Raw genomic sequence first — 11719 nt, forward strand, 5'->3', positions numbered from 1 at the left:
AGTATGACATATTCGCAGGATTATTTAGATGACCTTCTGGTACGAATGGCCTATCATTCCAGCGGGATTGAGGGGAATACCATTTCACTGCCTGAGACGGTTTCGATTATTTTGGAAAGCACGCTACCTGGCAAGCACAAGAGTATCCGTGAATTTTACGAGATTGAAAATCACAAACAAGCCTTCCAAGCTCTGCTATTTGCCTTAGATAATGGGGAAGAGCTGAGTTTGGGACTGGTTAAGGATATTCATGCCTTGTTGATGGACCGCCTCCAGCATGATCGGGGGCAGTTTAAGTCGGTGCAAAACGCTATTATTGGTGCGACTTTCAAGACTGCATCGCCAGAGGAAACGCCTTTTCTTATGCAACAGTGGGTGGATAATGCCAACTATCGCTTGGGGTTGCCTTTGGAAATAGCTGAGCTGTTAGAGGTATTGGCAGATGTGCATATTCAGTTCGAGCGTATTCACCCATTTAGTGATGGGAACGGCCGGACAGGACGGCTGATTTTGATGTTTCAAAGTATGCTCAAGTTGGGAGCACCCGTACTAATTAGTAAGGAAGATCGAGCTCTTTATATGGAGTTGCTAGCGGAACAAGATGTGACTGGATTATCCCAATTACTCAAACGCTCCTTGGAGTTTGAGCAGGAGCGAAAAAAACAGTTTTAAGTCGAGTTTTCAGAAAGCGACTTTCAATCGGAACTATTATTTTTGCCTGAAAATACAATGAAAACCTTACTTTCACAACTACTTGGAAACAGCGTAAGTTGGGGGAGGTTGCGGAAAAAATTAGTCAAAAAAATCTAGATAGACAGTATGTAGAAACTTTTACAAATTCTGCTGAATTCGGTATCATTTCTCAGAGGGATTTCTTTGAAAAAAATATCTCTAGTTTGGATAATATAAGTGGATACTATATTGTGAGTCCTGATGATTTTGTATATAATCCAAGGATTTCAAATTTAGCTCCAGTTGGTCCAATAAAGCGGAATAAATTGGGAAGAGTGGGGGTTATGTCGCCTCTTTATACTATATTTAGATTTTCAGATATACATTTGGATTTTGTAGAGAAGTATTTTGACACAACAATTTGGCATAGATATATGGAGCTGAATGGGGATAGTGGAGCTCGCTCAGATAGATTTGCCATTAAAGATTCAGTTTTCAAAGGTCTACCTATTCCCCTCCCCGCGCTCCCCGAACAAGAAGCCATCGGTAACTTCTTCTCCGACCTAGATCAGCTTATTACTCTTCATCAGCGAAAATGAGATTTCGAGTAAAAAATGAAACAACATGAAAGGATTACAAAAACATGTCAAAAACTATTCAAGCCATTACCAATCAGATTTGGTCTATGGCCAATGAATTGCGAGGAAACATGGATGCTTCGGAATATAAGAACTATATCCTAGCCTTCATGTTCTATCGCTATCTATCTGAGCATCAAGAGCGTTTCTTGGTGGAAGACGAAATTATCAGTCCTGCTCCAGGAGAAACTGTTCAGGATGCCTATGCACGAGAAGCAGTTGGGAATGACTTGGTGGAGTATTTGGAAAATACAGCTTCTCACCTTGGGTATGCCATTGAACCAGAAGATACCTGGGCAAGACTGGTAGCTAAAATTGATAACAGTGAGATTGTAGCGAGTGACTACCAGACGATTTTCGATCATTTTAATGCCAATGTAGAACTCAATCAGGATGCTATGGAAGATTTCAGAGGCGTCTTTAATGACATCAATCTAGGGGACTCTCGTTTGGGAAATTCAACAGTTGCGCGTGCAAAATCCTTGAACAGTATTGTGAAGTTAATTGATAGTATTGAGTATAAAAATGATGAAGGAAAGGATATTCTGGGAGAAATCTATGAGTATCTCATTGGACAGTTTGCCGCTTCGGCAGGTAAAAAAGGCGGAGAATTTTATACCCCGCATCAAGTGAGTAAGATTTTAGCCAAGATTGTTACTTTAGGTTTGGAAAAATCAGATACTAGCTTCTCTGTTTACGATCCAACCATGGGTTCAGGGTCCTTACTACTAACAGTGCGTAATGAATTGCCTCAGGGTCAGCATATCAAATTCTATGGCCAAGAAATGAACACAACTACTTATAACTTGGCGCGGATGAACCTGATGATGCATCAGGTCGGCTACAGCAATATGATTTTGAATAATGCTGATACCCTAGAAAGTGACTGGCCGGACGGGGTGGATGAACTTGGAATCGATCAGCCACGTAGTTTTGATGCGGTCGTCGCAAACCCACCCTACTCTGCTAAATGGGACAATCGTGAGTCCAAACTGAAGGATCCACGGTTTATGGAATACGGTAAGTTAGCACCAGCCTCTAAAGCGGACTTTGCTTTTATCTTACACAGTCTTTATCATCTGAATAATACAGGGACCATGGCCATTGTTTTACCACACGGAGTGCTCTTTAGGGGAGCAGCAGAAGGTCATATTCGCAAACTGATTATTGAGAAAAATTACCTGGATGCAGTTATTGGCTTGCCAGCTAACCTGTTTTATGGCACAGGCATTCCAACCACTATTCTGGTCTTCAAAAAAAATCGTCAGACCAAGGATGTCTTCTTTATCGATGCGAGCAAGGAGTTTGAAAAAGGGAAGAACCAGAATCACCTTTCCGATAACATGGTAGAAAAAATTGTAGAGACCTATCACAATCGTCAGTCTGTTGACAAATATGCTCATTTGGCATCAATAGAAGAAATTGTAGAAAACGACTACAATCTAAATATTCCTCGTTACGTCGATACTTTTGAGGAAGAGGAAGAGATTGATCTCGGGCAAGTAACGCAGCAACTAGAACAAGATAGACTAGAGATTCGGGCTCTAGAAGATAAGATTCGTCAACAATTAAAGACTTTAGGAGTAGATTTTTAGATAAATGAAAAGAGCGAGTAGGATTTTTCCTCGCTCTTTCTTTGTATGTCTTAAGGTTTAATCACATCAACCCCACCCATGTATGGACGGAGAACTTCTGGAATGGTGACAGAACCGTCTTCATTTTGATAGTTTTCAAGGATTGCTGCAACGGTACGGCCAACTGCTAGGCCAGAGCCGTTGAGGGTGTGGAGCAATTTGACTTTACCGTCAGCAGCATCGCGGTAGCGGATTTGGGCACGACGAGCTTGGAAATCTTCTGTGTTGGAACAGCTTGAGATTTCACGGTAGGCATTTTGGGCTGGAATCCAGACTTCCAAGTCGTAGGTCTTAGCTGCTGAGAAGCCCATGTCGCCTGTACAAAGGGCCAAAACACGGTAAGGCAAGCCTAATTTTTGAAGGATATTTTCTGCATTTGCGGTCATTTTTTCCAATTCATCATAAGACTGTTCTGGTGTAGCAAATTTGACCATTTCAACCTTGTGGAATTGGTGAAGGCGGATCAGACCACGGGTGTCACGACCAGCAGAACCTGCTTCAGAACGGAAAGATGGGCTCATGGCTGTGAAGTAGATTGGCAGGTCTTTTTCTTCCAAAATTTCGTTGCGGTAGTAGTTGGTCAATGGTACCTCCGCAGTTGGAATGAGGACATAGTTAGTGTCTGCCAACTCAAAAGTATCTTCCTTGAACTTAGGATATTGACCGGTACCGAACATAGAGTCATGGTTGACCATGTAAGGCGTGATAATTTCTTGGTAGCCTTCTGCGATATGCTCGTCCAACATGAAGTTGTAGAGGGCACGCTCTAAGCGAGCACCCAAGTTCTTGTAGAAGAGGAAGCGTGCACCAGTTACTTTTGCGCCACGTTCCCAGTCCAGAATATCTAGGTCTTCGCCCAAATCCCAGTGAGCTTTTGGCTCGAAAGTGAATTCACGCGGAGTGCCCCAACGACGAACTTCCACGTTTTCTTCTTCATCTGCACCAACAGGGACAGAGTCGTGCGGCGTATTTGGAAGAACTGCAAGAATGGCATTTAGTTTTTCATCAATTTCCAAGAGTTCAGCATCCAAGTTTTTTACATCGGCAGACAGTTTTTGCATGGCAGCAATCTTGTCGTCAGCATTTTCCTTGTTGCGTTTTGCTTGGGCAATCTCCGCAGAAACGGTGTTGCGTTCTGCTTTTAACTCTTCAACAGTAACCAAGATTTCACGGCGCTTTGCATCCAATTCCTTGATGTTTGCCAAGGTTTCAGCAGCCACACCACGAGTAGCAAGTTTAGCAGCCACTCCGTCAAAATCTGTACGAATACGTTTGATATCTAGCATAGTTGTCTCCTTCAGAATAAAAAACACAGAATGAGAGATGCTGGAGCGATATTTACCGCGGTTCCATCCAGCTTCACATTCTGTGCACTTTAAGTATGTCATTTTTAGCCAACGGTAGAATTTCATATCCCTTGTTTATCTGCTCACAGCGACCGCAGACTTTCTGAAAAACGCCTGATACTACTTATCCGTTTGTCTTATTATACTTGATTTTTTATTTTTTTGCAAATAGATTCGAAATCATGTAAGTCAAATGATTTGATAAATGTCTGAAACTCCGCATAGGTCCAAAATGGAGTTTATCGTCAAAAAGTAGTACCTAGACAAACTGAGAGTTATCTATGTTTTTATGGTTTTGAAAAAATAGTAAATACACTCCAAATACAAACTTGATTGCTGCATCAATATATGCAACTAACACCAATGAAATATCAGTAAAAATATAAGCTACAGCAATATTTATAGTACAAATAATCCCCAAATATATCATTGATTTTCCATGAACAAAATAATATGGAAAAAAATGCAAAGCTGTCGCCATTAATGCACCCAGCCAAATTAATCGCCAATTCTCAGTTGCAAAAAAAGGTCCGCCTAAGAAAACCATTAATACGAATAATAAAATAATCGCATACAGAGAAACTTTATCTTGAAATTTACTCGACGAACCGTTGGATAGTTTATTCAACACTTTTTTATTCATATTTATTGAGAAAAAACTGATAACATATCCAATGCAAAATACTTGCATATTGATGATTTGTTTTCCTCCTATTAAAGTTGCCAATGAAATAATCACCGCTACTACAATTAACCATAAACCACAGGCTCTCTTATAATTAAATTCCAACTTTTCATCTTTATTATAATTTAAAGAAAACATAAATATCTCCCTAAGATTTCTAATTTCTCTTTGTTTAAAAATAAATCCCACTATAGTTTCTCAGCGTCTACAGGAATAGCCCAATATGAGCCAAACTTTGTGTCACCAGGTATACGTCCATTCGCGCAAAGAACCTGTATTCTTCTAACTATAATACCCATTTTTCTGATGTTTGCTTTATTGATAAATATTCCATCATAATCTCTCCGTAAATAACTTTACAGCTGCACTCATTAACGATAGTATATTCCAAACCACGAATAAAATCAAATTTTAAATATAGTTCTGCCGATAGTTTGCATAAGAGTCGGTAATTTCACAACTTTTTCATTGCCGATATGCTCACGGGCAATTTTAAGAATCTTACCAGAGTCTTTAGAAGCAAATAAGAATCGACTTTTTTCTGTATAAATTTCAAAATGACGGCTGATTGTTTTTCCAGAAACGTTTGCGCCAATGCTAGTCATTTCTGACCAAGGAATCTGGATATAGCGTTCAACGTTGCTATCTGGGTAGAACTCAAGTGCCTTGTCACCAATTAGAAATTTACCAACCTTGCCACCAAAGCCCATGTAGGAAACCCCTGTGGTTTGTAGTTCAACGCTTGTATTTTGTGATTGTGCCATAGTGCTCCCTTCCTAAATATTCATTATATCATAAAACCCCGCAAGAGCGGGGTTATTGATTACATAATTCCGAAGAAACGAGCGATGATACCGACGATGAAGAGACCGATAATCATAGTGATTGGTGTTACTTTCTTCTTAAGCAAGTGCATGCAGAGGAAAGTAAGGAGAAGTCCCATCAAACCAGGAATCAAGCTGTTCAACTGGCCTTGCAAGCTTTGTGCTTGAGTTGGGTAAAGGCTAAGTCCGCTAAGGGCGTCACCCAAGATACCTTGAAGTTCAGTACCCGTTACAGTGCCTTCTGGGAAGACGATGTAAGCACCTTCTGACAATTGTTTTGCAGGAAGATCAACGGTAAAGTTGATCGATACCCAACGTTGAACAAGAACTGCAAGGATGAACATACCAAGGATAGATGCACCTTTAGTAATATCTTGAAGGATACCACCTGACATGTCTTTAGTAATTTCGCTACCTGCCTTGTAACCGAATTCTTGTGTGTACCATAGGAAGGCCATACGGATTGCGTTCCAACCAAAGAAGAAGATGATTGGTCCCATGATATTGCCGCTCATAGCAAGTGAAGCACCAAGGGCACCAAGGATTGGGCGAACAGTAAACCAGAAGACTGGGTCACCGATACCAGCAAGAGGTCCCATCATACCGATTTTCACTCCTTGGATAGCTGTGTCATCAATGGCAGCACCGTTTGCGCGCTCTTCTTCAAGGGCAAGTGTCACACCAAGGATTGGTGAAGCAACGTATGGGTGAGTATTGAAGAATTCCAAGTGACGCTCAAGAGCAGCAGCTTGATCTTCTTTTTTAGTATAGAGTTTTTTGATAGCAGGGATCATTGCATATGCCCAACCTAAGTTTTGCATACGCTCGTAGTTCCAAGAACCTTGAAGGAAGGTTGAACGCCACCAAACTTTTTTACGATCGTTTACGGAAAGTTGAATTTTTTCTGACATGGTTGAATCTCCCTTCTCTTAGTAGTCTTCAAGGATGTCGCCGATTGGGTCATTTGAACCAGCATTACCACCGTTACCTGAACCACCTTGTTTAGACAAGTTGAGGTAGATAAGAGCGATCGCTACACCGATAACACCAAGAGCGATAAGAGTCAATTCGCTAAGGGCTGCAAAAGCAAAACCGAGGGCGAAGAATGGCCATACTTCACGAGTTGCCATCATGTTGATAACCATAGCGTAACCTACGGCTACAACCATACCACCGCCGACTGCCATACCACCTGACAACCAAGATGGCATAGATTCAAGAACAGCTTGAACAGCTTCAGCAGGAATTGCAAGAAGAAGCGCTGCAGGGATTGCGATACGCAAACCTTGAAGAAGAAGAGCGAACAGGTGGTAACGTTCTACCGCAGCGAAGTTTGCATCTTTAGCAGCATTGTCAGCACCGTGTACAAGACCGACTGAGATAGTACGAACGATCATTGTAAGGAAAAGACCAGCTACGGCAAGAGGAATAGCAGTTGTTGTTGCAACGGCAATACCTTCAGTTGAGAAGTCGCCACCTTTGATCATGATGATTGCAGCAGCAACAGAAGCAAGCGCTGCGTCAGGTGCAACGGCTGCACCGATGTTTGCCCAACCAAGGGCGATCATTTGTAGGGAACCACCAAGCATAACGCCTGCAGCCAAGTTACCAGTTACAAGACCGATAAGGGTACAAGCTACCAATGGTTGATGGAATTGAAATTCGTCAAGGATACCTTCAAGACCTGCGAAGAAGGCAACGATGACAACAAGAATTGCGGAAATAAGTGTAATATCCATGTTGAAATCCTTTCTTAAATCAGATTGTATTATTGAACGTTTGCCTTGTTGATCAACTCAAACAAGTCTTTCTTCGTATCGTTTGGTACTTTACGCACATCAAATTCAACGCCCAAGTCACGTAATTTTTCAAAGGTTGCAACGTCATCTTTGTCCATTGACAATACGTTGTTCACCATTGTTTTACCAGTTGAGTGAGCCATAGAACCGACGTTCAATTCTTTGATTTCTACGCCACCTTCGATTGCTTCAAGAGCTTCCTGTGGTGTTTCGAAGAGAATCAAGGCATGTGTGTTACCAAAGCGAGGGTCTTTAGAAACCTCAATCAATTTCTTGATTGGGACAACGTTCGCTTTCACGTTACCAGGAGCAGCTTGTTTGATGAGTTGTTTACGCAATTCATCTTTAGCAACTGTATCTGATGCAACGATGATACGATCTGCCTTAGAAGCAGGAGTCCAACCAGTCGCAACTTGACCATGCAAGAGACGAGTGTCGATACGCGCCAAGTTGATTTTCAACTTGCCATCTCCGATAACAGTCCCTGGAGGGATTGCACCTTGTGGAGCAGTTGGTGCTGCCTCAGCTACTGGAGCAGCTTCTGCAGGTTGAAGTTCTTCTGGAAGAACCTTCACACCATCCTTGGCTTCTTTGATAATGTTTGCCGCAACTTCTTCCACGCCTGCTTCAGCGTTAATCATACGCTCTGTATAGGCTTGGATCAACATTGGCAAGTTGAGGCCTGTGATGATGGCAAACTTACGATCTGGGTTTTCACCAGCTACGCGGCTTGCTTGGTTAAATGGTGACCCACTCCAAAGGTCAGCTAACACCAAAACTTCATCATCGGCATCGAATGCGTCAACAGCAGCATTGAGCTTAGCGTATAAATCATCTGGTCCTTCACTTGGCATGAAAGTAACAACCTGTACTTTATCCTGTTCGCCAAAGATCATTGAACCTGACTGATGGATACCAGCAGCAAATTCGCCATGACTTGCAATAATGATTCCGATACTCATTATTGATCCTCCTAAATTTTTCTTGTTCATGTAAAAACCATTGAATGGGCTTTCATGTTCGAACTATACCATTATAAAACGTTTTCAGTACATTTGTCAAGTAGGTTTGTGTTAAAAGTGCAAAATATTTCCGAAACTTTTCATAATCGTGTTTCAGAAAAGTGATAAAAATATGCAACGAATATGACAAAAACCTGACAGTTTATCAGGTTTTTTGATGTCTATAAAAATAGGTTTTCTAGTTCACGCGCGACACCATCTTCAAAATTAGCAAATGCTGTCAATCTGTCGGCATGTGGACGAAGTGTATCGCTACAATTTTTCATGGCATAGGCTGTTCCTGCTAGGTCTAGCATCTCAACATCGTTGTGCTCATCGCCGAAGGCAATTAAGTCGCTAGGAGAGGCTTGGTAGAGGTTAAGAACATAGCTCAGAGCGGTTGCCTTATTGACACCTTTTGCACAAGTTTCGAGGATATTTAATGGTCCACCCCACGTATTGATTTCTAATTCATCTTTGAAATAGGCATTCATTTCTTTTGCAAGTTCATACTTATCAGTTGCACGAGTTTGCATAAGGATGGAATGAGGATCGCTAGTGATTAACTCAGGTCTGATGAGTGTATCTGGAGTAATCTGTTCAACCCCCATCAGAGCTGGATCAATCTTGTCTAAGTTCTTTTGAGTGATGTAGAATTTATTCTTGTATTCACCGGCAATAAAATCTGCCTCGAATGTTTCTTCTTCTTTTAGAAATTCGAGTAGGTATTTTTTGTCGATTAAAATATTTTGTTCCCATTGCCATTTCTTTCCAGGAATGTGAACTAAAGAACCGTTGAAATTAATCATGGGAGTATCCAGTTCTAGTTGGTGGTAATATTTTTCAGCCATTCGATAGGGGCGGCCTGTGGCGATAAGAACGGTGTGTCCTGCTTGGCGGACCTTCTTTATAGTTGAGATAGTATAATCAGATAATTGGCTATCATTATTGAGCAATGTGCCGTCCAAATCGATAGCAATGATTTTTTTCTTCATATTTAATGGCATTCCTTTCTAGATTCGTTATACTAGTTTTTAATAGTGAATAGTGTTTAGGTAGTAGCTAGACTGCTGAGAAATTGTTTTATGCGTCAAAGAATAGTACTTGTAGGTAACCATATCTTGAACTAATAATTTCCAGTATAACAAAAGGAGATAATAAAAGCAAAGAAGCAATAAATTTTTTATAGATTGTCCGCAAGGTTTTTAATGTTCGTTATTTACGAATGTTAAAGACTGAAAATCAACAAAATGACGTTTTCAAGATTAAAAAACTTGAAATTATAATGTTTTTTGATTATAATGTTTTTATCGTTCGTAAATTAAAGGAGAAATGAAAAATGGATCAATTTTTTGAATTGAAAGAACACGGAACGACGGTTTCAACAGAAATTATGGCAGGTCTTACGACTTTCTTTGCCATGTCCTATATTTTGTTCGTTAACCCGAGCGTATTGAGTGTGGCAGGTATGCCGACTCAGGCAGTCTTTTTAGCGACTATTATTGCGAGTGCTGTATCAACGCTTGTTATGGGATTATTTGCTAACGTACCTTACGCCTTGGCACCAGGGATGGGGTTGAATGCCTTCTTTACCTATACAGTTGTCATTGGTCTTGGTTTTACTTGGCAGGAAGCCTTGGCTATGGTGTTCCTCTGCGGTTTGTTTAATGTTTTAATCACCGTTACCAAGGTTCGTAAGAGCATTATCAAGGCGATTCCGATTAGCTTGCAACATGCCATCGGTGGAGGTATCGGGGTTTTCGTTGCCTATCTTGGTTTTAAAAACTCAAACCTGATTACTTTCCTGACTTCTGGCTCAGACATTATCACTGTCAATGGTGTTGCACCTGCTGAAGCAACAGCCGAAACATTCTCAAACGGTGTTTTCTCTGTTTTAGCAGGTGGAGGTGTTGTTCCATCTATTTCAACTTTTACTGATCCAAGTGTTCTCTTGACTGTTTTCGGTCTCCTCTTGACAGCTGTTTTGGTTATTAAGAACGTGCGTGGTGCAATTTTGATTGGTATTATTGCAACGACTTTAGCTGGAATTCCAGCAGGTGTTGTGGATCTGTCTACAATTGATTTTGCGAATAACAATATCGGTACAGCCTTTGCTGAGCTTGGTACAACTTTCCTAGCGGCTTTTGATGGTCTATCTTCGCTCTTTGCTGACTCAAGCCGTCTACCACTTGTTTTGATGACTATCTTTGCATTCAGTTTGTCAGATACCTTTGATACACTTGGTACCTTTATCGGTACAGGTCGTAAGACTGGTATTTTCTCAGAAGAAGATGAGAAAGCTCTCGAAAATGGTACAGGCTTTAACTCTAAGATGGACAAGGCGCTCTTTGCAGATGCGATTGGTACCTCAATTGGTGCTCTGTTTGGTACGTCAAATACAACAACGTATGTTGAATCGGCTGCAGGTATCTCTGCAGGTGGTCGTACTGGTCTGACAGCTGTTACAACTGCCATTCTCTTCTTACTATCAATTTTGATTTTACCATTCATTGGAATTGTGCCAAATGCTGCAACAGCTCCAGCCTTGATTATCGTCGGTGTTATGATGGTTTCATCCTTCCTTGATGTTGATTGGAGCCAGTTTGAAGACGCTCTTCCAGCCTTCTTTGCAGCCTTCTTCATGGCGCTTTGCTTCTCTATCTCTTACGGTATTGCAGCAGCCTTTATCTTCTATTGCCTGGTAAAAGTTTCGACAGGTAAGGCTAAAGAAATTCATCCAATCCTTTGGGGTGCTACAGCTCTATTTATTCTGAATTTCATCATTCTAGCCATCTTGTAATCTGTTTATTATCCTTGAACTGATCTTCATTTGAAGGTCAGTTTTTTATTTACGATTAAAATATATGGGAATCAATGTGATTCAGTTAATAAAATACTGTCTTGAATGTTGTAAATTGAAAACGGATGGAGTTTATAGTCGAATGAATTAGCTTTCAGACAAGGAACTGAGGTGCAGGTTGCTAGCACAGCCTAATGGCTGTGCTAGGTTGGAGATATAACTTGCAAAGCAAGTCACTTCTGCAGAGTACGGCAAGCCGAAAGTGACGATGTATCAAAGTTAATTCAAATGACTGATATGTAAAGCCCTTTGTCAAGTAA

10 protein-coding genes and 1 pseudogene are annotated in these 11719 nt (G+C 41.0%); 4 read left to right on the forward strand and 7 right to left on the reverse strand.

All coding sequences use genetic code 11. The annotated features are described in order from the left end of the window. The first annotated feature begins 3 nt into the window (after positions 1-3). From P7J49_RS09210 to P7J49_RS09220, 3 genes and pseudogenes are all read left to right on the forward strand, one after another. The gene (locus P7J49_RS09210; protein WP_024382878.1) at positions 4-672 is read left to right on the forward strand and encodes a Fic family protein; all 669 of its coding nucleotides are present in this window, start codon (positions 4-6) and stop codon (positions 670-672) included. Between the two features lie 92 nt (positions 673-764). Beyond that, positions 765-1271, forward strand: a pseudogene (locus P7J49_RS09215) (restriction endonuclease subunit S); the annotation flags it as partial. Positions 1272-1315: 44 nt separating this feature from the next. Then, the gene (locus P7J49_RS09220) at positions 1316-2905 is read left to right on the forward strand and encodes a type I restriction-modification system subunit M (protein WP_408570509.1); all 1590 of its coding nucleotides are present in this window, start codon (positions 1316-1318) and stop codon (positions 2903-2905) included. Positions 2906-2955: 50 nt separating this feature from the next. Here P7J49_RS09220 and serS read toward each other — a convergent pair whose 3' ends face one another. The 7 genes from serS to P7J49_RS09255 form a co-directional block, all read right to left on the reverse strand. Then, positions 2956-4230 carry a serine--tRNA ligase gene (gene serS, locus P7J49_RS09225; protein ID WP_408570510.1) on the reverse strand — a complete coding sequence of 425 codons (1275 nt, stop codon included), beginning with the start codon at positions 4228-4230 and terminating at the stop codon, positions 2956-2958. 319 nt (positions 4231-4549) lie between these two features. After that, the gene (locus tag P7J49_RS09230) at positions 4550-5113 is read right to left on the reverse strand and encodes a DUF6609 family protein (protein WP_408570511.1); all 564 of its coding nucleotides are present in this window, start codon (positions 5111-5113) and stop codon (positions 4550-4552) included. A 266-nt stretch (positions 5114-5379) separates the two neighbouring features. Then, positions 5380-5739: a DUF956 family protein gene (locus P7J49_RS09235; RefSeq protein ID WP_248038322.1), complete on the reverse strand. Its 360-nt coding sequence runs from the start codon at positions 5737-5739 to the stop codon at positions 5380-5382. A gap of 59 nt (positions 5740-5798) precedes the next feature. After that, complete coding sequence (locus P7J49_RS09240) at positions 5799-6710, reverse strand: PTS system mannose/fructose/sorbose family transporter subunit IID (protein WP_408570512.1); 912 nt, start codon at positions 6708-6710, stop codon at positions 5799-5801. Between the two features lie 18 nt (positions 6711-6728). Further along, positions 6729-7538 carry a PTS mannose/fructose/sorbose transporter subunit IIC gene (locus P7J49_RS09245; RefSeq protein WP_408570513.1) on the reverse strand — a complete coding sequence of 270 codons (810 nt, stop codon included), beginning with the start codon at positions 7536-7538 and terminating at the stop codon, positions 6729-6731. 29 nt (positions 7539-7567) lie between these two features. Beyond that, the gene (locus P7J49_RS09250) at positions 7568-8560 is read right to left on the reverse strand and encodes a PTS sugar transporter subunit IIB (RefSeq protein WP_158455695.1); all 993 of its coding nucleotides are present in this window, start codon (positions 8558-8560) and stop codon (positions 7568-7570) included. Positions 8561-8781: 221 nt separating this feature from the next. Next, a complete protein-coding gene (locus tag P7J49_RS09255; protein WP_024395413.1) occupies positions 8782-9594 on the reverse strand; it encodes a Cof-type HAD-IIB family hydrolase in 813 nt (270 codons plus the stop codon). 344 nt (positions 9595-9938) lie between these two features. Between P7J49_RS09255 and P7J49_RS09260 the strand changes: the two genes are divergently transcribed. Next, complete coding sequence (locus P7J49_RS09260; RefSeq protein WP_408570514.1) at positions 9939-11399, forward strand: NCS2 family permease; 1461 nt, start codon at positions 9939-9941, stop codon at positions 11397-11399. Positions 11400-11719 lie beyond the last annotated feature (320 nt).

It is taken from the genome of Streptococcus suis, from assembly GCF_046032515.1.
Classification (GTDB): Bacteria; Bacillota; Bacilli; order Lactobacillales; family Streptococcaceae; genus Streptococcus; species Streptococcus suis_AL.

Excerpts from the sequence above, each read along its gene's own strand:
- P7J49_RS09210 (WP_024382878.1), top strand. The coding sequence starts at position 4 with ATGACATATTCGCAGGATTATTTAGATGACCTTCTGGTACGAATGGCC.
- P7J49_RS09220 (WP_408570509.1), top strand. The coding sequence starts at position 1,316 with ATGTCAAAAACTATTCAAGCCATTACCAATCAGATTTGGTCTATGGCC.
- serS (WP_408570510.1), bottom strand. The coding sequence starts at position 4,230 with ATGCTAGATATCAAACGTATTCGTACAGATTTTGACGGAGTGGCTGCT.
- P7J49_RS09230 (WP_408570511.1), bottom strand. The coding sequence starts at position 5,113 with ATGTTTTCTTTAAATTATAATAAAGATGAAAAGTTGGAATTTAATTAT.
- P7J49_RS09235 (WP_248038322.1), bottom strand. The coding sequence starts at position 5,739 with ATGGCACAATCACAAAATACAAGCGTTGAACTACAAACCACAGGGGTT.
- P7J49_RS09240 (WP_408570512.1), bottom strand. The coding sequence starts at position 6,710 with ATGTCAGAAAAAATTCAACTTTCCGTAAACGATCGTAAAAAAGTTTGG.
- P7J49_RS09245 (WP_408570513.1), bottom strand. The coding sequence starts at position 7,538 with ATGGATATTACACTTATTTCCGCAATTCTTGTTGTCATCGTTGCCTTC.
- P7J49_RS09250 (WP_158455695.1), bottom strand. The coding sequence starts at position 8,560 with ATGAGTATCGGAATCATTATTGCAAGTCATGGCGAATTTGCTGCTGGT.
- P7J49_RS09255 (WP_024395413.1), bottom strand. The coding sequence starts at position 9,594 with ATGAAGAAAAAAATCATTGCTATCGATTTGGACGGCACATTGCTCAAT.
- P7J49_RS09260 (WP_408570514.1), top strand. The coding sequence starts at position 9,939 with ATGGATCAATTTTTTGAATTGAAAGAACACGGAACGACGGTTTCAACA.